Annotated in this window: 26 protein-coding genes; 25 read left to right on the top strand and 1 reads right to left on the bottom strand. The window is 38.8% G+C overall.

Annotated elements, in window-relative coordinates; genetic code table 11:
- The 15 genes from meaB to pyrR all read left to right on the top strand — a co-directional run bounded on the left by meaB (position 1) and on the right by pyrR (position 12,463).
- Positions 1-939, top strand: coding sequence for a methylmalonyl Co-A mutase-associated GTPase MeaB (gene meaB / locus LKD20_RS05620; protein WP_060923998.1), 939 nt, complete (start codon positions 1-3; stop codon positions 937-939).
- Positions 940-990: 51 nt separating this feature from the next.
- Entirely contained in the window at positions 991-1,413 is a 423-nt protein-coding gene (gene mce, locus LKD20_RS05625) for a methylmalonyl-CoA epimerase (protein WP_005386012.1), read from the top strand.
- Between the two features lie 151 nt (positions 1,414-1,564).
- Entirely contained in the window at positions 1,565-3,094 is a 1,530-nt protein-coding gene (gene mmdA / locus LKD20_RS05630) for a methylmalonyl-CoA decarboxylase subunit alpha (protein ID WP_227721130.1), read from the top strand.
- A 73-nt stretch (positions 3,095-3,167) separates the two neighbouring features.
- Positions 3,168-3,512 (top strand): methylmalonyl-CoA decarboxylase subunit delta, encoded by a 345-nt coding sequence (mmdD, locus tag LKD20_RS05635; protein WP_039969070.1) that lies wholly within the window; start codon positions 3,168-3,170, stop codon positions 3,510-3,512.
- A gap of 23 nt (positions 3,513-3,535) precedes the next feature.
- On the top strand, positions 3,536-3,703 hold the full coding sequence (mmdE, locus tag LKD20_RS05640; RefSeq protein WP_004696483.1) for a methylmalonyl-CoA decarboxylase subunit epsilon: 168 nt from the start codon (positions 3,536-3,538) through the stop codon (positions 3,701-3,703).
- A gap of 101 nt (positions 3,704-3,804) precedes the next feature.
- The gene (mmdC, locus tag LKD20_RS05645) at positions 3,805-4,188 is read left to right on the top strand and encodes a methylmalonyl-CoA decarboxylase subunit gamma (RefSeq protein WP_105089440.1); all 384 of its coding nucleotides are present in this window, start codon (positions 3,805-3,807) and stop codon (positions 4,186-4,188) included.
- Positions 4,189-4,258: 70 nt separating this feature from the next.
- Positions 4,259-5,380: a methylmalonyl-CoA decarboxylase subunit beta gene (mmdB, locus tag LKD20_RS05650; RefSeq protein ID WP_005386017.1), complete on the top strand. Its 1,122-nt coding sequence runs from the start codon at positions 4,259-4,261 to the stop codon at positions 5,378-5,380.
- A gap of 192 nt (positions 5,381-5,572) precedes the next feature.
- Positions 5,573-5,830 (top strand): hypothetical protein, encoded by a 258-nt coding sequence (locus tag LKD20_RS05655; RefSeq protein ID WP_005377387.1) that lies wholly within the window; start codon positions 5,573-5,575, stop codon positions 5,828-5,830.
- Positions 5,831-5,868: 38 nt separating this feature from the next.
- Positions 5,869-7,167, top strand: coding sequence for an SLC13 family permease (locus LKD20_RS05660; protein WP_105089439.1), 1,299 nt, complete (start codon positions 5,869-5,871; stop codon positions 7,165-7,167).
- A 617-nt stretch (positions 7,168-7,784) separates the two neighbouring features.
- Positions 7,785-9,083, top strand: a complete 1,299-nt coding sequence (locus LKD20_RS05665; RefSeq protein WP_105098821.1) for an SLC13 family permease — start codon at positions 7,785-7,787, stop codon at positions 9,081-9,083.
- 238 nt (positions 9,084-9,321) lie between these two features.
- On the top strand, positions 9,322-9,585 hold the full coding sequence (locus LKD20_RS05670) for a SemiSWEET family transporter (protein ID WP_004696474.1): 264 nt from the start codon (positions 9,322-9,324) through the stop codon (positions 9,583-9,585).
- Between the two features lie 490 nt (positions 9,586-10,075).
- The gene (fdxA, locus tag LKD20_RS05675) at positions 10,076-10,240 is read left to right on the top strand and encodes a 4Fe-4S ferredoxin (protein WP_005386021.1); all 165 of its coding nucleotides are present in this window, start codon (positions 10,076-10,078) and stop codon (positions 10,238-10,240) included.
- Positions 10,241-10,347: 107 nt separating this feature from the next.
- Positions 10,348-10,788: a signal peptidase II gene (gene lspA / locus LKD20_RS05680; protein ID WP_024065015.1), complete on the top strand. Its 441-nt coding sequence runs from the start codon at positions 10,348-10,350 to the stop codon at positions 10,786-10,788.
- A 61-nt stretch (positions 10,789-10,849) separates the two neighbouring features.
- The gene (locus LKD20_RS05685; protein WP_227721131.1) at positions 10,850-11,773 is read left to right on the top strand and encodes an RluA family pseudouridine synthase; all 924 of its coding nucleotides are present in this window, start codon (positions 10,850-10,852) and stop codon (positions 11,771-11,773) included.
- A gap of 168 nt (positions 11,774-11,941) precedes the next feature.
- Entirely contained in the window at positions 11,942-12,463 is a 522-nt protein-coding gene (pyrR, locus tag LKD20_RS05690; protein ID WP_105089436.1) for a bifunctional pyr operon transcriptional regulator/uracil phosphoribosyltransferase PyrR, read from the top strand.
- A gap of 44 nt (positions 12,464-12,507) precedes the next feature.
- Here pyrR and LKD20_RS05695 read toward each other — a convergent pair whose 3' ends face one another.
- Positions 12,508-13,701, bottom strand: a complete 1,194-nt coding sequence (locus LKD20_RS05695) for a tRNA(Met) cytidine acetate ligase (RefSeq protein WP_227721132.1) — start codon at positions 13,699-13,701, stop codon at positions 12,508-12,510.
- 186 nt (positions 13,702-13,887) lie between these two features.
- Between LKD20_RS05695 and LKD20_RS05700 the strand changes: the two genes are divergently transcribed.
- From LKD20_RS05700 to LKD20_RS05745, 10 genes are all read left to right on the top strand, one after another.
- Positions 13,888-14,451: a hypothetical protein gene (locus LKD20_RS05700; RefSeq protein ID WP_039969076.1), complete on the top strand. Its 564-nt coding sequence runs from the start codon at positions 13,888-13,890 to the stop codon at positions 14,449-14,451.
- A gap of 3 nt (positions 14,452-14,454) precedes the next feature.
- Positions 14,455-15,660 (top strand): acetate/propionate family kinase, encoded by a 1,206-nt coding sequence (locus tag LKD20_RS05705; RefSeq protein ID WP_105089434.1) that lies wholly within the window; start codon positions 14,455-14,457, stop codon positions 15,658-15,660.
- 151 nt (positions 15,661-15,811) lie between these two features.
- Positions 15,812-16,435, top strand: a complete 624-nt coding sequence (locus LKD20_RS05710) for a hypothetical protein (RefSeq protein WP_105085904.1) — start codon at positions 15,812-15,814, stop codon at positions 16,433-16,435.
- Between the two features lie 102 nt (positions 16,436-16,537).
- A complete protein-coding gene (locus tag LKD20_RS05715) occupies positions 16,538-17,104 on the top strand; it encodes a Maf family protein (RefSeq protein WP_156720049.1) in 567 nt (188 codons plus the stop codon).
- Positions 17,105-17,271: 167 nt separating this feature from the next.
- Entirely contained in the window at positions 17,272-17,970 is a 699-nt protein-coding gene (gene radC / locus LKD20_RS05720) for a RadC family protein (RefSeq protein WP_105094535.1), read from the top strand.
- 169 nt (positions 17,971-18,139) lie between these two features.
- A complete protein-coding gene (locus LKD20_RS05725; RefSeq protein WP_060923982.1) occupies positions 18,140-19,177 on the top strand; it encodes a rod shape-determining protein in 1,038 nt (345 codons plus the stop codon).
- Between the two features lies 1 nt (position 19,178).
- On the top strand, positions 19,179-20,096 hold the full coding sequence (gene mreC, locus LKD20_RS05730; RefSeq protein WP_227721133.1) for a rod shape-determining protein MreC: 918 nt from the start codon (positions 19,179-19,181) through the stop codon (positions 20,094-20,096).
- Positions 20,093-20,584, top strand: a complete 492-nt coding sequence (gene mreD / locus LKD20_RS05735) for a rod shape-determining protein MreD (RefSeq protein ID WP_178884681.1) — start codon at positions 20,093-20,095, stop codon at positions 20,582-20,584. The genes mreC and mreD overlap by 4 nt, the downstream gene beginning before the upstream one ends.
- A gap of 23 nt (positions 20,585-20,607) precedes the next feature.
- Positions 20,608-22,530: a penicillin-binding protein 2 gene (gene mrdA, locus LKD20_RS05740; RefSeq protein ID WP_227721134.1), complete on the top strand. Its 1,923-nt coding sequence runs from the start codon at positions 20,608-20,610 to the stop codon at positions 22,528-22,530.
- Between the two features lies 1 nt (position 22,531).
- Positions 22,532-23,455, top strand: a complete 924-nt coding sequence (locus tag LKD20_RS05745) for a P-loop NTPase (protein WP_227721135.1) — start codon at positions 22,532-22,534, stop codon at positions 23,453-23,455.
- The last annotated feature ends 6 nt before the right edge of the window (positions 23,456-23,461 follow it).

Genomic DNA, 23,461 nt, shown 5'->3' on the forward strand with positions numbered 1-23,461 from the left:
GTGGATTTAGTTAAAGAACTTTTTGAAGGTTCCCGACTAGCCTTAGCACGGTCCATAACGGCTGTAGAAAACGAGTATGAAAATGCCATTGATATTATGAAGGCTATTTACCCTAAAACAGGGAATGCACGTATTCTCGGTATTACTGGGGCCCCTGGTGCTGGTAAAAGTACTTTGACTGATAAAGTTGTTAAACATTATCTAGATCAAGGTAAAAAAATCGGCATCGTTGCCATCGACCCAACAAGCCCATTCTCTGGTGGTGCTATCTTGGGGGACCGTATTCGAATGAATGATTTGACATTAAATGAAAATGTATTTATTCGAAGCATGGGCACGCGTGGTAGTCTTGGTGGTTTATCCAAAAAGACTGCAGACGTTGTAAAACTCATGGATGCCTTTGGCATGGATTTAGTAATCATTGAAACAGTAGGTGTAGGTCAATCCGAAGTAGATATCGTTAAAAATGCTGATACTACATTGGTTGTACTTGTTCCTGGTCTTGGTGATGATATCCAAGCTATCAAGGCAGGTATTCTTGAAATTGGCGATGTATTTGCTATCAATAAAGCTGACCGAGATGGTTGTGATCGTTTGAATGTAGAAATTGAAATGATGCTTGACCTAGACTCTCGTGAAGTAAAATGGCGCCCACCAATTAAGCGCACAATTGCTAGTAAAGACCAAGGCGTAGATGAACTTATCGACGCTTTAGATGAACATTTTGAGTATCTTGAAGATTCTGGTGAATTGGAATCTCGTCGGGCAGAACGTACTCGTGATGAAATCATCGCAATGATTAATGAACAAATTGGTCGTTATGTAGCTGATAAAATCGTTACAAGCGACGAATTTAATAGCCAAGTGGCAGCTGTTAATGAACGCGAAAGCGATCCATACACAGTTGTTAACGGCGTAATGACAAGCGTGCTAAAGTAGACGGCGACTACATAGCATTAGAGATTTAGCCTTGAAAAGGAGATAATCGAAATGGCTTTTAAAGTATTACAAGTGGATCACATCGGTATTGGTGTTAATGATTTAGCAGCAACTAAAGAATTCTATAAAAATGCATTGGGTATTGAACATCTTCCAGAAGATGAAGTGGTTGAAGAACAAAAAGTAAAAGTATCCTTCTTCCCATGTGGCGATGCTGAACTTGAATTCTTAGAAACTACAACTCCAGATGGCCCTATCGGTAAATTCATCGAAAAAAATGGCGGTCGTGATGGTATCCAACACGTTGCATTGCGCGTTGATAATATTGAAAATGCTATTGCTGATTTGATGGCTAAAGGCGTTCGTATGATTGACGAAAAACCTCGTTATGGTGCAGGCGGTTCTTCCATTGCTTTCTTACATCCAAAAGCAACAGGCGGCGTATTGCTTGAATTATGTCAACGTATGAAATAATACAGTATCCAATTCACATCATTATGTATGAGTAATAGATATACATATTCATATAATCACTGGTTATATATTAAATATGTATGCATGCTTGAACTTTAATTATTAATGAAATAAAATGATACTGTAACAAGTTTTATTTGGAGGTGCTATAATGGCAACAGTGCAAGAAAAAATCGAGTTATTGCACGAAAAACTAGCTAAAGTTAAAGCTGGTGGCGGTGAAAAACGCGTTGAGAAACAACATGCTCAAGGCAAAATGACTGCTCGTGAACGTTTGGCTAAATTGTTCGATGATAACTCTTTCGTTGAACTTGATCAATTTGTTAAACATCGTTGTGTTAACTTCGGTCAAGAAAAGAAAGAATTACCAGGCGAAGGTGTAGTAACTGGTTATGGTACTATCGACGGCCGTTTAGTATATGCATTCGCACAAGACTTCACTGTAGAAGGTGGTTCCCTTGGTGAAATGCATGCTGCTAAAATCGTTAAAGTACAACGTTTAGCAATGAAAATGGGTGCTCCTATCATTGGTATCAATGATTCCGGCGGTGCTCGTATTCAAGAAGCTGTAGATGCTCTTGCTGGTTACGGTAAAATTTTCTTTGAAAATACAAATGCATCTGGCGTTATTCCACAAATTTCCGTAATCATGGGTCCATGCGCAGGCGGTGCTGTATATTCTCCAGCATTGACTGACTTCATCTACATGGTTAAACACACATCTCAAATGTTTATCACTGGTCCTGCAGTTATCAAATCTGTAACTGGTGAAGAAGTAACAGCTGAAGACCTTGGTGGTGCAATGGCTCACAACTCCGTATCTGGTGTTGCTCACTTTGCAGCTGAAGACGAAGATGATTGCATCGCTCAAATTCGCTACTTATTAGGCTTCTTGCCATCCAATAACATGGAAGATGCTCCATTAGTAGACACTGGCGATGATCCAACTCGCGAAGACGAAGGCTTGAACAGCTTGTTGCCTGATAACAGTAACATGCCATACGACATGAAAGATGTTATCGCAGCTACTGTAGATAATGGCGAATACTATGAAGTACAACCATTCTATGCTACAAACATTATCACTTGTTTCGCACGTTTTGACGGTCAATCCGTTGGTATCATTGCTAACCAACCAAAAGTAATGGCTGGTTGCTTGGACATCAATGCATCCGACAAATCTTCCCGTTTCATCCGTTTCTGTGATGCTTTCAATATTCCAATCGTTAACTTCGTTGACGTTCCTGGTTTCTTGCCTGGCACAAATCAAGAATGGGGCGGTATCATTCGTCATGGTGCTAAAATGTTGTATGCTTACTCTGAAGCTACAGTACCAAAAATTACTGTTATCACTCGTAAAGCATACGGCGGTTCTTACCTCGCTATGTGTTCCCAAGATTTGGGCGCTGACCAAGTATACGCTTGGCCTACATCCGAAATCGCTGTAATGGGTCCTGCTGGTGCAGCTAACATTATCTTCAAAAAAGATGAAGACAAAGACGCTAAAACAGCTAAATACGTAGAAGAGTTCGCAACTCCATATAAAGCTGCAGAACGTGGCTTCGTAGATGTTGTAATCGAACCAAAACAAACTCGTCCAGCAGTTATCAACGCTTTGGCAATGCTTGCAAGCAAACGCGAAAACCGTGCTCCAAAGAAACATGGTAATATTCCATTATAATTCGATTCGATAACAAGATCATCGAATTTGGGAGATACCTTTCTTTACTACTTTTTTAGAAAGGGGAATGATTATGGAAGGACAAGCAGTTACTACCAATCCTTGGTTAATCATGGCCATTAATATGACAGTTGTATTTGTTGTGTTGATTCTTTTAGGTATTTTGATGTCAATCGTTCATTTGATTGACCCTACTAAGAAGAAAAAAGACGTACCACCAAGTGCACCTGTTGCGGCTCCCGCAGCTACACCGGTGGCTGCACCAAATGCATCTGCTCAAAATGAAGGTGAAGTAGTAGCAGCTATCGTAGGTGCCATTGTGGCGATGGGGTATTCATCTGAACAAATTGCATCTATTCGACCTACAGCAACCAGTGCTAAATGGCGCTTGGAAGGTCGTTTAAGCGGTAGAGGTTAATAATATTTTAGGAGGCATTTGTAATGAGCAATGCTACAACAACTAACGGTAAAGCTCCATCTCAAGATGTAGTAGCAGTAATCGTTGGTGCATTAGCGGCAATGGGTTATTCCGCTGATCAAATCGCGCATATCCGTCCAATCGTAAGCTATAATTGGAAAATGGAAGGACGTTTGCGCGGTAATCGATAAGATTATTGGCAGTTAGATAATCTAATAGATTATCCAATTTATATGTGTAAAGAAAATTTATAAGTATTGTGTAGACACTACACATTTTGGAGGAATTTAAAATGAAAAAATTCAACATTACAGTAAACGGCACAGCATATGATGTAGAAGTTAATGAAGTAAAAGGTGCAGCTCCTGCAGCAGCTCCTAAAGCAGCTCCAGCAGCAGCTCCTAAAGCAGCTCCTGCACCAGCTCCAGCTCCAGCTGCAGCAGCAGCTCCAGTTCCAGCAGGTGCTGAAACTGTAAAAGCTCCAATGCCTGGTAAAATCTTATCTGTAGCAGTATCCGCTGGTCAAGCAGTTAAAAAAGGCGAAACTTTGTTGATCCTTGAAGCTATGAAAATGCAAAACGAAATCGCAGCTCCTCATGATGCTGTAGTTTCTGAAGTTCGCGTAGCAGCTAACCAAACTGTATCCACTGGCGACGACATGGTTGTTCTTGGTTAATACCAAGTTGTGTGTGGCGCGGCTGAGCCGCGTCATATAACAATTTTATATTTGTGAAAGGGGAACGCATATGGAGGCTTTTGCTGTTGCGATTCAATCCGTTATTACAGATAGCGGGTTCCTCGCATTTACAACAGGCAATGCTATTATGATTCTTGTAGGTTTGATCCTATTGTACTTGGCATTTGCTAAAGAGTTTGAACCTTTATTGTTGGGTCCGATTGCGTTTGGTTGTGTACTTGCTAATATTCCTCGTAATGGTTTCGAAGAAGGCGTTATGGCACTTATTAGCGCAGGTATCTCCCAAGAAATCTTCCCACCTTTAATTTTCCTTGGTGTAGGTGCAATGACTGACTTTGGTCCACTCATTGCTAATCCTAAAACATTGCTTTTAGGTGCTGCTGCTCAAATCGGCGTATTCGTTGCTTTAGGTGGCGCAATGATGCTTGGCTTCACAGCTCAAGAAGCAGCTGCTATCGGTATCATCGGTGGTGCTGACGGCCCTACATCCATTTACTTAGCTACTAAGCTAGCTCCTCATTTATTAGGTGCTATCGCGGTTGCCGCATATTCCTATATGTCCTTGGTACCGTTGATTCAACCACCTGTAATGAAATTATTCACTACGCAAAAAGAACGCGAAATTGTTATGGAACAATTGCGTGAAGTTACACGTTTTGAAAAAATCGTATTCCCAATTATTTCTACGATCTTCATTTCCTTATTGCTTCCTTCCATTACATCCCTTTTAGGTATGTTGATGTTAGGTAACTTGTTCCGTGAATCTGGCGTAACTGATCGTTTGTCCGATACATCTCAAAATGCTTTGATCAATACTGTTACTATCTTCTTAGCAACTGGTACTGGTTTAACAATGAGTGCGGAACACTTCTTAAGCGTGCAAACACTCCTTATCATTTGCTTAGGTTTGGTTGCATTCATCGGTGGTACTGCTGGTGGCGTATTATTCGGTAAATTGATGAGCTTAGTAGATGGTGGTAAAACAAATCCACTTATTGGTTCTGCTGGTGTATCCGCGGTTCCAATGGCGGCTCGCGTATCTCAAGTTGTAGGTGCGAAAGCTAACCCAGCTAACTTCTTGCTCATGCATGCTATGGGTCCAAACGTAGCTGGCGTTATCGGTACAGCAGTAGCAGCAGGTACAATGCTTGCTATGTTGTCCAGCCACTAGTAATTTAATAATTATTCACCAAGGTGTGCCTAATTAGGTACACCTATTGGTGAATATAAAAACCCTTCAAATCTATGTATTCATGCATAAATAGGGTATATTTGCAATAAATGCTTTTCAGATCGGTCATTAGGTGATACAAGCATTCACACAATAACCTTCTAGTGCTTTAAATATAGTAGAGGTGGTCACTTGTTATCTGTAGAATTAAAAATACTGATTTGTTTTATCTGGGCATTTATTGTATTTTTTATTACGGCACTGATTATCGGTGTTGAAGGCAAAGCTAAATGGTTTCAACGCAGAACTAAATATACTTGGTTTAATCGCCGAGGATTTTTAGGTGAAACCTTATTCTTTGGGTATCCTAAAACAAGAGAGGGATATGGGATTACTTTTTTGATGGCTTCCGCCATTGGTATCGTAGGTTATATTTTATACCTCTTATAACTATATCAGTGCATTTCTCTGAAGGGAGATGATGATGTATGGGTACTGCAGAACAAACCTTAATCGTCCTCGCAGTCATGGCTGTTTTATTTGTTACGGAAATTATTCCTTTAGCTATTACTTCTTTAGGCGGCGCTATTACACTTGGCCTTATGGGTATTATTACTCCTAAGGTTGTATTCTCTGGTTTATCTGATAGTACAGTTGTGTTGTTTGCTGGCATGTTCGTTGTTGGTGCAGCATTGTTCTACACTGGTTTGGCTCAAAAAATTGGGGAAACAGTAGTATCTCATGCTGGTACTAGCGAAAATGGCTTAATGCTAGCAATCATGGTTGTTACAGCAACTATGTCCGCATTCTTATCTAACACTGGTACTACAGCTGCTTTACTTCCTGTAGTTGTTGGTATCTGTGCTGTTGCTAAGATTCCTGCATCTCGCCAATTGATGCCTTTAGCATTCGCTGCAGGTATTGGTGGTATCATTACAATGGTTGGTACACCTCCAAACATTATTGTAAGTGGTACATTAACTAAATTTGGTGAACAACCATTTGGTTTCTTCGAATTTGCTTGGATCGGTATTCCTTTGACTATCGCCACAATCGCATTCATGATGCTTATTGGTAAACATTTATTGCCTAAACATGAAATTCAAGATGCTGGCGACGTTGAACAAGAAGTAGCTGCTGAAGATATTTCTAACGATCCTAAGAAACAATTATACTCTGGTCTTATTCTTTTAGGTGTAATCATTGCTATGATTTTAGGTGACTTCCTAAAAGGTTATGGTATCAACTTACCATTGAGCATGGTTGCAGTTATTGGCGCAATGCTTTGCGTATTAACTGGTTGCTTGAACGAAAAACAAGCTTACACATCTATTGACTGGGTAACAATCTTCTTATTTGCTGGTATGATGCCAGTAGCAACTGCACTTGACCAATCTGGTGCAGGTAAAATGATTGCTAATGCAGTAATCGGTGTTATGGGTTCTGACCCTAGCCCTTACTTTGCAACAGCAGTATTATTCGCATTGTCTTGTGTTATGACTCAATTTATGTCTAACACAGCATCTTGTGCATTGTTGGCTCCTATCGGTATCTCCATTGCTCAAGGTATGGGCGCTGACCCTCATGCTGTATTGATGGCTATCGGCGTTGCTGCATCTTGTGCATTCGGTACACCTGTAGGTACACCTCCAAATACATTAGTACTTGGCCCTGGTCAATACAAATTTACAGACTATGTAAAAGCCGGCGTTCCATTGATTTTAGTTTGCTTCGTAGTAAGCTTAATTATCATTCCAATGGTATGGCCATTCTTCCCTGGTAAATAATAGGGGATAGGTTACTCTACTATAAAGCACATACGAGGTCGAATCATAAGATTCGGCCTCGTTTTTTATGATAATAAATATTGATAATTAAGTTCCTAGTATAGCACTTAGGGTTTCATAAAAATGATAATTACTATACAAAAATATATATAGTTATTTATCATTTTCATTTGACTTTCAAAAAGAGCTGTATGATAATGAGAACATAAATTGAGGCAAGTGTCTTTCTAAATGATAATAAAAAGTTTAAATCTATGTATTCATGCATAAATAGGGTATATTTGTAATAAATGCTTTTCAGATCGGTCATTAGGTGATACAAGAATTCACAGAATAATCTTCTAGTGCTTTTAAAATAGTAGAGGTGGTCACTTGTTATCGATAGAATTAAAAATACTGATTTGTTTTATTTGGGCATTTATTGTGTTTTTTATTACTGCACTGATTATCGGTAATGAAAAAAAGGCCAAATGGTTCCAACGTAGAACTAAATATACTTGGTTTAATAGCCGAGGTTTTTTAGGGGAGTATTATTCTTTGGCTATCAGTATTGTAGGCTATATTTTATATCTCATCTAATACAATCAGTGCATTTCTCTGAAGGGAGATGATGATGTATGGGTATTGCAGAACAAACCTTAATCGTCCTTGCAGTCATGGCTGTTTTATTCGTTACGGAAATTATTCCTTTAGCTATTACTTCTCTAGGCGGCGCAATTACTCTAGGCCTTATGGGTATTATTACTCCTAAGGTTGTATTCTCTGGTTTATCTGATAGTACAGTTGTGTTGTTCGCTGGCATGTTCGTTGTTGGTGCTGCATTGTTCTACACTGGTTTAGCTCAAAAAATTGGTGAAACTGTAGTATCTCGTGCTGGTACTAACGAAAATAGCTTAATGCTTGCCATCATGGTTATTACAGCAATTATGTCCGCATTCTTGTCCAACACTGGTACAACAGCTGCTTTACTTCCAGTAGTTGTTGGTATCTGTGCTGTTGCTAAGATTCCTGCGTCTCGCCAATTGATGCCTATGGCTTTTGCTGCAGGTGTTGGTGGTATCAATACAATGGTTGGTACACCTCCAAACATTATTGTAAGTGGTACATTAGCTAAATTTGGTCTTACACAATTTGGTTTCTTCGAATTTGCTTGGATTGGTATTCCTTTGACTATCGCTACTATCGTTTTCATGATGCTTATTGGTAAACATTTATTACCTAATCATGAAATTACAGATGCTGGCGAAGTAGAACAAGAAGTAGCTGCAGAAGATATTTCTAACGATCCTAAGAAACAATTATTCTCTGGTCTTATTCTTTTAGGCGTAATTATCGCTATGATTTTAGGCGACTTCCTAAAAGGCTATGGTATTAACTTACCATTGAGCATGGTTGCAGTTATTGGCGCAATGCTTTGCGTATTAACTGGTTGCTTGAACGAAAGACAAGCGTACACTTCTATTGACTGGGTAACAATTTTTTTATTCGCTGGTATGATGCCAGTGGCAACTGCACTTGACCAATCTGGTGCAGGTAAAATGATTGCTAATTCTGTAATCGGCGTTATAGGCGATAATCCTAGCCCTTACTTTGCAATAGCTGTATTGTTCATCTTGTCTTGTGTTATGACTCAATTCATGTCTAACACAGCATCTAGTGCATTATTGGCTCCTATCGGCATCTCCATTGCCCAAGGTATGGGCGCTGACCCTCATGCAGTATTGATGGCTATTGGCATTGCTGCATCTTGTGCATTCGGTACACCTGTAGGTACACCTCCAAATACATTAGTACTTGGTCCTGGCCAATACAAATTTACAGACTATGTAAAAGCCGGCGTTCCATTGATTTTAGTTTGCTTCGTAGTAAGCTTAATTATCATTCCAATGGTATGGCCATTCTTCCCTGGTAAATAATAGGGGATAGGTTACTCTACTATAAAGCACATACGAGGTCGAATCGTAAGATTCGGCCTCGTTTTTTATGATTTTAGCCTATATGATTTTAATATAGATTACATATAAGTGTAATCAAAAGCAATATGAATTAAACTAATTTGCATGATTAATTTTACACAATTGACTACATCGGAAAAATATGATATAGTATATTGTGTAAGATATAATAATGTAATGTTGAATAAGGAGATCATCTATGACAAAAGAAAGATTTAACATGTTAGTTGGTTCTATTGGTGCATTTATTGGTGTATTTGTATTTTTAGCCTATATCCCACAAATAATTGCTAATCTTCATGGTCAACCTAGTCAACCATGGCAACCATTATTTGCAGCAGTATCCTGTTTGATCTGGGTATTATATGGTTGGACAAAATCACCTAAACGTGATTATATTTTAATCGTACCAAACCTTGCAGGCGTTATTTTAGGTACACTAACATTCTTAACATCTTTCTAAGTGCTATAAGAAAAAAATAGTATTATTGTTATATAGTGAATAATAGTAAAGATATTACTTTACTTTATAAATATAAATGAGGTCGAATCGTATGATTCGGCCTTTTTTAGAGTGAAGTTTATATGTTAGATTAAAATATAGATAAGCGTTAAATCTGTTGTAATAAAAAAATAGTTTTTATGATAATAAATATTGATAATTAAATTCCTATTATAATGATTAGGATTTTATAAAATTGATAATTACAACATTCTCATTTGTTGAATATCATATTCAATTAATTAAATGAAAAGTAATATCAAAATACCTATAAACATAGGCTTTGTATGATAAAAATGAAAAAGTAATATGCAAAAATATATACAGTTTTTTATCATTTTCATTTGACTTTCAAAAAGAACTGTGTGATAATGAGAACATAAGTTGAGGCAAGTGCCTTTCTAAATGATAATAAAAAGTTCTGATCTATATTTTTATGGAGGTCCTAATTATGAGAGTTATTGCTGATGGTTGCATTAAATGTGGTTCTTGCGCATCTGTTTGCCCAGTTTCTGCTATTTCTGAAGGCGAAACTAAATATGAAATCAACGATACTTGCATCGATTGCGGTTCTTGCGAATCCGTTTGCCCAGTATCTGTAATTTCCGCTGAGTAATCACAAATTAAACGGCCCCTCATTGAGGGGCTTTTTATTTTGCCTAAATTTGCTTAACTTAGTATAATAGGACTATTAAGATATATATTATTATAAGGGAGTACAGCTTGTTTTATATTATACTAATTCTTTGGTTACTCTTAGATCAATGGACTAAATATTACATTATGAATCATTTTATGTTAGGTGAGTCTTTAGTGGTTATACCCAATGTATTTCATTTAACATATATTATTAATCGCGGTGCAGCATTTGGTATGCTTGCTAATCAGCGATGGTTCTTCTTACTGGTAGCAGTTATTTTGCTGGGGGTTTGTGCGTATTATTGGAAGCGCTTATCAAAAGGTCCGTGGACTTTACAGATTGGATCTGCTTTATTAGTATCTGGTGCTATTGGTAATGGCATAGATCGTTACATGCTTCACGGCGTTGTTGATTTTTTTGATTTCCGTATATGGCCTATTTTTAATGTTGCTGATATTGGTATCTGTGTAGGCGTAGCTTTAGTAGTCTACTATTTATTTACATTAAAAGATGATGATAAATAATTCATATATTATGACAAATAATTAATTAATATATGATACTTAACTCATAGAGAGGTAGAGGATGAACGAATATATTGTAAATGCTGAGCAAGACGGTATGAGACTGGATGTGTTCTTAACAGAACATATGGAAGGGTCTCGTAGTTATATTCAAAGCTTAATTAAAGGTGGTCACGTTACAGTAGGTGCTAAGGTAGGGAAAGCAAATCTTAGACTTACACCCAATGCTATTGTACGTGTAGAGGTACCGGAACCTGAATCTGTAGAGGTAAAATCAGAGGATATTCCTTTAGATGTATTGTATGAAGATCATGATATTATCATTGTAAATAAACAACGTGGTATGGTTGTTCATCCTGCGGTAGGCAATTATTCGGGTACACTTGTTAATGCATTGCTATATCATTGTAAGGATCTGTCCGGTATTAATGGAGAAATAAGACCTGGTATTGTTCACCGTTTAGATAAAGATACATCTGGCGTTATGATGGCTGCTAAGAATGATGCAGCCCATATAGGTTTAGCTGAGCAGGTAAAAGAACATTCTGCTAAACGGACGTATTTAGCATTAGTACAAGGTAATATTGTAGAAGAAAAGGGTACTATTAAAGCTCCTATTGGAAGACATCCTAAGGATCGTATGAAAATGGCGGTTGTCTTTGAAAATAGTAAGGATGCAGTCACTCACTTTAACGTGGTTGAACGATTTGGTCATCAAACCTTGGTTGAATGTAATTTAGAGACTGGGCGCACACATCAAATTCGTGTACATTTTGCTCATATTGGACATCCTGTTGTTAATGATCCGTTCTATGGCTACCGTCGTATGGACTTCCCTATTGAAGGGCAAGCATTACATTCTAAATCTCTAGATGTAAAACATCCTATTACAGGTGAAAGTATGCATTTTGAGGCGCCTCTTCCAGATGACTTCAAAGCATGTATAGAGTTTGCTAAAACATATCGAGAAGATAAGCGTAAATAAACGAAAAAATGAAAAGAAATCAAACGAAATGTAAAGAAACGTAGACAAACGTAGACAAACGTAAATACATGCAAATGAAATAACTGCCTTATATTGTGGTTTACTAAATAATCTTCTAACTATATTTGTAAAGGGGCATAGAGAACTCTGTGCTATAAGGGCGTATATATGGAAAAGAAACGCTTATTGATGGATCAAGATGCTATTATGCGCGCGATTCGTCGTATTAGTCACGAAATCCTAGAACGTAATAAAGGCTTATCTAATGCTCTTATTGTAGGCATTGAACGACGTGGTGTTATTTTGGCAAAACGTTTGCAGGCCGAAATCGAACGCATTGAAGGTATTCGTATTGAATGTGAATCACTCAATGTAGCTATGTATCGTGATGATCGTGATGCTCGCCAAAAAGAGGGGAAACCATGTACGATTGATACAACGGAGAAAACAATCATTCTCGTGGATGATGTACTTTACACAGGGCGTACTATTCGTGCAGCGTTAAATGCATTGATGACATCTGGTAGACCTAAATCTATTCAATTAGCAGTACTCGTGGACCGTGGTCATCGTGAATTGCCGATTCGCGCAGACTATGTGGGTAAAAATATTCCTACATCACATCTTGAAAGTGTACGAGTTGCCGTAGAAGACTTAGATGGTGAAGAAGGGGTTACAATACAGGAATAATCTGTATTGTAACCCCTTTTTTGCTTAAATTAAAATTATACTTTTTATTTGATATATTGCGGTGTATAGGTATAGTCTGTATGCCCTATACGTTTACCTTTATTATGGAAACATAAGGCTTGTATATCTGTAGCTAGTGTATCTATATGATGCATAGATTTTCCAAGATTATTGAGCTGAGTAGGTGCTTTAGCCCATTTTTGAATGACTGGAATGTCATGTTTAGTCCTCAGCCATTGACGTCCTCTGTCGTTAAAGGCTAGTAATCTAGCGTATTGAGGGCCGTCTTGCATAGCGATATTTATCAAGTCTTTCGTAATGCCTAATGTAAGATATGCACCCATGCGCTGTAAACGGGCGTAGGTGTAGCGCTTGGATTTTATTTGCTCAATGGCAGATTCCCATGAAGGCTGTTGTGCTGCTTTTAACCACAAGTGTTCAATACCTTCAGTAAAATCAACAAAACGCTCTAATTCATTGATATTCATGCGGCGACTCAACATATGTACCATATTGTAATATCTATTGTAGTCGACATAGTCATCATTTGTGATTCTATGCGTCATATCAGCTAGAATTGGTGTTGGAATAGTACTTTGAAGCGTTGAACACATATCCAAGGGATTAGCAGTAGTGATGAGATGACGCAATGCCGTACCGGATGGTAACTCTTGATTGAAATTGTGATTGTGGTGATCAGATGTACGCTGAATAGGAATATATTCTAAGTTTGGATAATATTTTATTGCAGCACGGATATATTCAAGTCCTAATAAGGCATTAGGTGTGCTAAGTGATTCGGAGCCTAGCGCTTTACGGAAGGCTGTACCATAGGACATGCCTTCATTTAAATAATTGCGTAATTCATTTTGGGTGCTTTCACAATCCATACGCTTAGCCGTATGAATGAGTTGATTTAAATCAGTTGTTTCAGAACCAAAAGAAAGCGTATCAATGGATAAAGCCTTAATTAAACGAACCGCACCTGTCCCAAAAAGTTGCGCACTGCCTAAGGAATAGAGTGTAGGGAGTTCGATAACAACATCTGCACCGCCAAGCATGGCCCAACGCGCGCGATCGAATTTTGAGAAAAGGGCTGGTTCGCCACGTTGTACAAAGGAGCCACTCATAATACAGATGCGCAATACATCAGGATATCTTGTAGCTAATGTATGTAGTTGATGTGCATGACCATTGTGAAATGGATTGTATTCGCAAATAATACCGATGGTTTTCATAGTGACTCCTTTCATTAGTGTTAGTGTAACAAAGCATAGAGGTACTGTAAATAAATTTTGAATTTAATAGACTGTATAGTGAAAAAATAGATGTAAAAATATGTGTAAAACTAAAGTTTTTTGTGGATTTTATTTGTTCTATAGGCTATAATTAACTGTAAATGCTGAATTGATGTGAGGTATATGATGAAACAAAATTGGAAACGTACATTACAAGGGGCTCTGCTCGGTGCTGCGCTACTAGCAATGGCGGGATGTGGCTCTACAAATGTAATGGATACATATAGTTTTGGCCATCAAGTTATCCGTGCTGGTCAATCTGAAATTACCATTGCTTTGCCTTATGAAATGGGTAAAAGCACAAAAAATATGTCTGATGATGGGTATCCAATTGATATTTATGGATCTGTTACAGACCATATGGTGATTGAGGTTGAGGCTTTGCGTGCCGGTGAAAATAAACCATTGCCAACGGTGGATGAGTATGTTAACCGCAGCAAATCTGAGTTTACTAAAATTGGCGGCACCATCAAAGAAGAGTCTGTAGCTTTAGAAGGCGCGTCTGCTAAAAAGCTTGATGTGACTTATACAACTCAAGGGCAAACATTTAGATTTTCTCAATACGTATTCTTAGATCATGGCGTATTGTGGAATATAGTCTACCAATATCCTGAAAAGGATCAGGTAGGTGCTGATATCAGCAAAGAAATTCAAAACAAGATTCAAGTTACACAACAGAAAGAGGGTTAATCGATGAACGTATTAGTAGTTAACTGCGGTAGTTCTTCCTTGAAATATCAATTACTTGATATGACAACTGAAACAGAATTGGCAAAAGGTCTTTTTGAGAAGATTGGTGATCAAGACGCTATCTTCACTCATAAACGTCCTAACGCAGATAAATTAGAACGCGTTGAACCAATTTTGAATCATAAAGAAGCTCTTCGTATTTTACTTGATATTTTAGTTGATGCTGAATATGGTGTAATTAAGTCTATGGACGAAATCGACGCTGTTGGTCACCGTGTAGTACATGGCGGTGAAAAATTCGCTGACTCCGTATTGATCACTCCAGCTGTTATGGAAGCATTAGAAGAATGCTGCTCATTGGCTCCATTGCATAACCCACCAAACATTCAAGGTATCGAAGCTTGCCAAGCTATCATGCCTAACGTACCACAAGTTGCTGTATTCGATACTGCATTCCACCAAACAATGCCTAAAGAAGCTTACATGTATGCGCTTCCTTACGAATACTATGAAGATTATGGCATCCGTCGTTACGGTTTCCATGGTACATCCCACAAATATGTTGCACAACGTTGCGCTGAATTGATGGGCAAACACATGTCTGATCTTCGCATCATCACATGTCACTTAGGTAATGGTTCTTCCGTATCCGCTATTAAAGGTGGTCGCTCCATCGATACTACAATGGGCTTTACTCCATTGTCTGGTTTGATCATGGGTACTCGTACTGGTGATATTGACCCAGCTATCGTTCCATTCTTGATGAACAAAACTGGCATGAACTACGATGAAGTAGACGCTATTATGAATAAAAAATCCGGTGTACTTGGTATTTCCGGTGTGTCCAATGACTTCCGTGTTATCGAAGAAGCAGCATCTAATGGTAACAAACGTGCTCAATTAGCATTGAACATGTTCCATTACAAAGTTCGCCGCGTAATTGGTGCATTCGCAGCAGTTATGGGTGGCGTTGATGCTATCGTATTCACAGCTGGTATCGGTGAAAACGGTATCGGTAACCGTGATGCAATCTGCAACGGTTTAGAATACTTGGGTACTCGCATTGACTCTGAACGCAACAACATCCGCGGTAAAGAACAAGAAATCAGTGCTGAAGGCTCTAAAGTTAAAATCTTCGTAATCCCTACAAACGAAGAAATCATGATTGCTCGCGATACTCAACGTATTACAGCATCCTTGAAAAAATAATATAGTTCGTATCTGAACTAGGTGACTAATAGAGTCATACAACCCCGTCTATATCATAGATATAGGCGGGGTTTTTGTAGTTTTTATACTTAGAATACCTTATAATAGAATGTATAGTTATAAAGTAGTAGTTCTTTTAAAGGGGTAATATATGACAGTATTATATGAAGAAAAATCTCAGCGTGCTAAAAGTGCAGAGTGGTTAGTATTATGTTTTGTTATTCTATTATTATGTGGTGTCGGGTACACTACATATCGTAGTATTAACTTGCATACTATTTTAATAGCAGAATATTTTATTGAAATTATGGCTATCATCGTAATTGTTAAACAAGCTGTTAGTCGATATACCTATATTTTGACAGATACAAAGTTAGTAATTGAAGAATCTTCTATATTTAGAAAGCGCCATTTTGAGGTAGATTACGATATGATTGATGGCGTATTTAAGTTTGAACGTGAATTATTGACAAATATTAAATATCGATATAAATATAGAAAATGTTCAACTTCTGATCCACGTCCTATTTGGTCTCTAGTATATGCGATTGTAAAGGGTGATAAGGTTCAAAATGGTCGCCTTTTATTGAAAGCAGATGATAAATTTTTTGACATCTTAGAGGAACATGTACCAGGTCGTATCCGTGTGCCTCAAGCGGACATTGTGTTTTATGCTGCAGTCCGTGCTGATGCGGTAAAACATGGCGAAGATGTACAAGAGTACTATAAAAAGTTAACAACACCTGAAAAGGATGGCCCTAATATTCTTGTTTAATTTACAGATATTTTCTAATTTATATTATCTAAATTAGTTGGAATGGTTTTATTTATAAAACGGTGAAATTAACTAAAATTTGTATACGATAAAGGAGTGCAAATGGCTGGATTATATTTGGCGAGCCAATCACCACGAAGAACTGAATTATTAACACAAGTTGGTATTGATCATATTGTTGTATCAAGTACCTATGAAGAGGCTAATAAGGGTTATGATGATCCTATTGAAATGGTGAAAGAACAAGCTTTAGGTAAGGCTCGTGCGGCTGTAGGCGTACCTGAAGGGAGCATCGTACTAGGTGCTGATACGATTGTCGTATTAGACAATCAAGTGCTAGGTAAACCTCATAATGAATCTGAGGCCCGTCATATGCTAGAGCGTTTATCAGGCCAAGTTCATTCTGTAATTACTGGCGTAGCCTTGCTTATTAAAGGTCAAGAAATAGTTTTTCATAATGAAACAAAGGTATATTTTAAAAAATTAGCTCCTTTTGAAATAGAATCCTATATTGCTAGTGGCGAACCTATGGACAAAGCTGGCGCCTATGGCATACAAGGTAAAGGTGCTTTATGGGTAGAGAAGATAGAAGGCTCTTATACCAATGTGGTAGGATTACCTGTTGAACATGTATACGATGAATTGTGTAAAGCATTAGGTGCTAAATAATACTATCATTTGATGGCGATGGTGCTATAATCGGCTGTGCTGTGCTGTGCTGTGCTGTGCTGTGCTGTGCTGTGCTGTGCTGTGCTGTGCGCTATTGATATAGTAAGAGAGTAGATGTGTGTAGTTAGATTTACAAATGGTGTTATCTATTTGAATGGAGAGATTCTATGGAAGTACCAACAGTAAGTGTAAAAGACATGTTACCATTTCAGCGTCCCCGTGAAAAATTTCTTGCTTTAGGACCATCCCATATGGCGATGGAGGAATTGCTAGCTATTTTATTGCGTACTGGGGTGAAAGGTCAGTCTGCCATATCGCTAGCGAGTGATATTGTACAGTCCTATGATGATGGGGAGTACGGTCTTAATAGAATGACCGTTGAAGAGCTTATAAAAATTAAGGGAATTGGTACAGATAAAGCGGTAACTTTGTGTGCGGCTCTTGAGATGGGGCGACGATTAGGGGAACTAAAAATTAAGGAAACATACGAAGATTTTTCTCAACCTTTTGTCATTGCTCAATATGTAATGGAGCGCCTGCGACACGAAGATGTGGAGCATGTATGGGCAGCTATGTTGACGTCTCGAAATAAGTTGATTCAGTTAGAACATATTTCGAATGGAGGTTTAGTATCTAGCCTCGTAGAGCAGCGAGCTGTTTTTAAGAAGGCCATAGCTTGTAATGCGGCAGCCATTATCTTAATACATAATCATCCATCTGGCGATAGCCGGCCTAGTGACGAAGATATTCGGCTTACCAAGTTATTTGTTAGTGCAGGTCAGTTTATGGGAATACCAGTATTAGATCATATTATTATTGGTGATAATGAATTCACTAGCCTTAGTGAAATAGGTAAACTTAGTTAGAGAATGCACATATTAATAGTAAAAGCACTCATAATAATGAGTTCACTCTTTCTGATTTGTTCAGTGAAGAGATGTATACATCATTATAGGAGTGCTTTTTCTATTCAATAGATAAAGTCGCATTATATGTGGTAAAATGGAATGATGATGTAATGAAGGAGATTTTACTATGAGTTCCATTTTACCTACTCTAGGAAAAGATGTAAGTATAGATATTGGTTCCATACAGACGCGCCTCATGGGGGGGACGCGAGGAACTGTTATAAGCGAACCATCTATTATAGCAACTGATACAAAACAAGAAAAAGTAGTAGCCGTTGGGGATGAAGCGGCACGTCTTGTATTGCGTATGCCCGATATGTGGCGCCCTTTAACACCATTAAAAGATGGATTTATTGTGGACTATCGAGTTATGCACACGATGCTTAACTATTTTCTGAATAAAGTGTCTAATGCATTGCGCCGCGCTCGAGTTCTTGTTGGTGTTCCTTGTGGGATGACCGACGTTGAGCAAAGAGCGATGATGGATGCTGTTATTCAGGCTGGAGCACGCGAAGTATTTCTTATCGAACGACCTGTCGCTGCAGCCATTGGTTGCGGTGCACCTATCTTTGAAGCTCGTGGATCTATGGTCATTGATATTGGTGGTGGCACTGTCGATATGGGCATTGTTTCATTGGGCGGCATTGTAGACAGTAAAACGATTCGCTTCGGTGGCTCAGATATCAATAATGCATTACTACGCTATGTACGTGAGTGTTTTGGGGTTATCGTTTCTGAAGAAATTATAGAAGATATTAAACATACAGTAGGCACTGCTATGGCACCTTTAGAAGATGCTGAATATGCCTTTCAAGGCCGTGATATGATGAATGGTTTAGGCAGACGTTGTGTTATTCATCAGTCAGAGGTATATCAAGTTGTTAATGACTGTATTGCTGGTCTTTTAGATGAAGTGAAACAAATGATTCGTTCTGCTGAACCTGAGATTGTAGCAGATATTATGCAATATGGAATATATCTTACTGGTGGTACTGCGCAACTGTCGGGTTTGGCTGAGCGTATCGGGGGCGAGTTAGGTGTGCCTGTACATGTTCCGGATGCACCAGAGACAAAAGTCGTTGTGGGCCTTAACGGGGCTTCATCTGACTTGGTGAGCTTATCACGTTTTATTGTGAATTCTAAAAATAGAAAGGGCCAAGACTAATATGATACAGTCAGATAAAAAGTTAATTATCGTTGTTGTCATTAGCTGTATTCTATTAGCGTTGCTCGGATTTGCATGGAAACAACGAACTAGTATTCCTTTTGTTACTGTCACTCTTGAAGGTATTACAACGCCATTTGCTTATGGATCTGCCCGTTTGCTTGACGGTGTACAAACCGGTTTTACAGTGCTCAATAATGCTATTTCTGCAACTATTGAAAGTGATGAGGCAGCATCTCGCAAGGCTGCATTAGAACAAAAGGTTGTTAACTATGATGAAGTAGTAGCAGAAAATATTCGACTTCGTCAATTGCTCAACTATAAGAGCAATCATCCGGAATTCTCCATGACTTTAGCCGGTATTATTACAAAGGATTACGGCACATGGACAAATACTTTCACTATCGATAAGGGTAGTGAAGAAGGGATGGCTGTCAATATGGCTGTCGTTGTACCAAGTGGGGTAGTTGGTTTTATTACCGATGTATACCCTCACTCTTCTCGAGTACAAACCATTCTTGACCCGCGTAGTGCAATCGGTGTTATTGTACAACGTCCTGAATCTCGCCTATCTGGCGTCGTAAAAGGTGATGGTGACTCACCTCGTACGCCATCAATGATAAATATTGCCCGTGATGGTGATGTATTAGTAGGGGATAAATTAATCACCTCTGGGTATGGTGGTATCTACCCTAAAGGATTGCCTGTTGGTAATGTACAGTCCATCGAAAATGATACGGAAGGTTTTGTAAAGAATGCCGTAATTACACCAAGTGTGGACTTCTATCGTTTAGAAGAGGTATTTGTCCTTACATCATCTTCAGTAAGTGCACCACCAAAACCAGGGCTTGAGCCTAAACTAGTACCTCAAACACAACGAGATCAAGTTGAAGGGGCAAAGGGGGCCGTTAAACCATGACGCGTCTAGCTTTAGTACTCTGTGGATTTTTAATTTACTTTATACAGGCGCAATTATTGCCTGCTATTTTTCATACGAATTGGTTGCCAAATTTAATTTTGACCACCATTGTTATAGTCACACTATTTAAAGGTCGTTATATGGGGCTGATGGCAGCTGTTATAGGTGGTATTGTACATGATGTATTGATATCTAACTTCTTTGGGCTCCATTTATTCCCTTACGTTCTTGTGGTTTACCTATTATCTGCAGTGAAACATCGACTCTATGAAGAACGTTGGTATTGGTCCAGTGCTATTGTAGCCATTTGTACATTGCTTGATGGATTTATCCGGAGCTTAATGATATTGGCCAGTGGTGGAGATTTACATATAGGGCTATATATGTGGCATATGGTTATACCAGTACTATTTTGGAACGGTCTATTGGCGGCCATCGTACATGGATTATTGTGGCGTAAGGACGAACAGCAAGATTATATTTGGTAATAAATTAGTAAGGGGGTGAAAGAGTGCTTGAAGGCCTCTATAAACGAAGAAAAACGAGTCGCTTTGATGTACTCTTTTACATTGTAGCGGGCATATTTATAGTGTTAGCATTGCGTTTGTTTATGCTACAAATCTTGGCTGGTGGCTATTATCAAGCCAAGGCGGAAGGCAACCGATTGCGCATGGTACCGATGACTGCAGCACGAGGCGTTATGTATGATCGTAATGGTCAAATTCTTGTAGGCTCTCGACCTGCCTATACTATATCTATCATGCCTACCGGAAAGGCTTTGGATGATGGTGAAGTTGCTAAATTGGCAGCTTTATTAAAAATGAAGCCTGAAGATATTACAAAGAAGGTTAATGATCACAAGTATGGTTATGAGCCAATACGTATTGCTAATGATATTTCTATGGACGTAGTGACAACCATTGAAGAGCATCGTCATGAATTACCAGGGGTAACGATTGATGTTGAGCCACTTCGATACTATCCATATGAAACGATGGCGTCTCAATTATTTGGTTATGTTGGTGAAGTGAGTGAAGAGGAATTAGAAGAGCTAAAACAGCAAGACCCTAATACACTGGTAAGTGGTGGTACTATTTTAGGTCGTTCTGGTCTCGAAAAATTATATGATTCTATCTTGCGTGGTACCGATGGTGGTAAACAAGTTGAGGTAGATGCTACAGGTCGTCCCGTGGCTGAAGTAGATAGAAAACATACGGTGCCAGGTGCTAATATTCATCTAACCATCGATGTGAATTTACAAAAGGCTGCAGAAGAAGCTGTTAAAAACCAGCTCGATCAATTGCGTGCGCAAGGTATTCCCGCACAAGGGGCAGCAGTGGTGGCCATGGACCCTAATACAGGGGCTATTTTAGCTATGGTCAGTGCGCCTGAATTTAATCCAAACTGGTTTTCTAAAGGGATTACAACTGCTCAATGGAATCAGCTGAATAATGATAAAAATCATCCATTTGATAATAAGGTTATTTCTGGTGAATATCCACCAGGGTCACCATTTAAGATTATCACCGGTACAGCAGCGTTAGATCTTAAAAAGGTTACTCCTGAAGAGATGATCTTTGACAGTGGTAAGCACTGGTTGATCGATAAGAGAAATGCAGAAGGTGAAGCCTTAGGATGGCTTAATTTTAATAGAGCGCTTGCTAAGTCAGATAACGTTTACTTCTATGAAATGGGTAATCGCGTTGGTATAGAAAATCTCGATAAATATGCTGCTTATTTTGGCATTGGCGAAAAGACTGGTATTAATTTACCAGGTGAGGCGTCTGGCATTATGGCAAGCCCTGAGTATAAACGAAAAGTATATGATGAAGATTGGTACTTAGGTGAAACCTTCGATGCTGCTATTGGTCAATCTTTTACCTTAGTTACGCCATTGCAAATGGCTGTTTTGCTCAGCGAAGTAGCTAATGGTGGCATTAAATATAAACCTTATGTGGTAAGCCGTATTGATAATAAAGATGGCACTCCGAAAGAGATTTTCGGTCCTGATAAATTAGGTATTCTACCAGTTCCAAAAAATATTATGGACCTCATTCGAGAAGGTTTGCGCGATGTTACAAATGAAGGTGGTACAGCAGGGGACTTATTTAAAGGCTTCCCTATAAATGTAGCTGGTAAGACTGGTACTGCAGAAAATGCACATGGCCGAGATCATGGCTGGTTTGTAGCTTATGCACCATATGATAAGCCACAAATTGTTGTGGTTGCACTCGTTGAACAAGGTAGCTTTGGTGCAGGCTCTGCAGGTCCAATCGTACGAGATGTGTTAGCCGCATATTTCAATGTACCATTAAATAAAAAAACGAATGACACAAATACTAAAAGTAATAAAGATAGTACAACTGTAGGGAATACGTCTAATGGGCAGAAACCTCAGAATGCAGTAACAAGTGGGCAACCAAGAAAGGATTAGTATGGGCGAAATCATTGGTGTTGTATCCGGCAAGGGTGGCGTAGGTAAAACGACCGTCACTGCATGCTTGGGTGCAGCCTTAAGTCATGCAGGGCACCGCGTATTGCTCTGTGATGGGGACTTTGGATTGCGCGATTTGGATCTCGTATTAGGCGTGGCAGATGAAATTATCTATGATGCACTTGATGCGAGTGAAGATAAAGAATATACAGATGATGCTATTGTATCCATTGCAGAAAATCTAGATTTCTTACCAGCTAGTCAAAGTGCACGCTGGGAAGATATAGGTCGAAAGAAGTATAAGAAATTAGTTCGTCGACTTTGTGATGTATATGACTATATTTTAATCGATGCACCAGCAGGGATTGGTAAGGGCATTGAGTCTATTTTAGACTTGGTAAATCGGTGTATTGTTGTAACGCATCCGTTATGGGTATCCTTACGTAATGGAGCGCGCATGATTCAAGTATGTCAAGAACATAATATTCGCGACTTTGCTATTGTCTTTAATGCAGTGCCAGTAGATGGTGAAGACATAGATTTATATGATATGTTGGAAGTCCTTCGCGCCGAGTATGTAGGGGCTATGATTCCTTATGATGAAGATATCCTAACATATACACAAGATGGTCATTTGTTAGACCTTGCTTCTCCTGAGTTTCGTAATGTATTAGCACCTCTTGTAGACTATGTTGTAACAGGTGATTGTTGGGAAGATTATGATGTACAAAAACAATTTGATGCCTATGTAACTAAGAAAAAAGCGGCTAAAGAAGAAGCATGTACACCGACTCTTGCTTCAGCTGGTGAGTCTATCTTTGGAGATTCGAATACTGTTTTGTATATTAATCGCGGTGGATGGACTACTCAGCGTTTATTAGTGCAAGGTAAGCAAAGTTTATGGCGCCGTCGTAAATTGAAATAGGTGATA

The sequence above is a fragment of the Veillonella fallax genome, from assembly GCF_020687175.1.
GTDB classification, from domain to species: domain Bacteria; phylum Bacillota; class Negativicutes; order Veillonellales; family Veillonellaceae; genus Veillonella; species Veillonella fallax.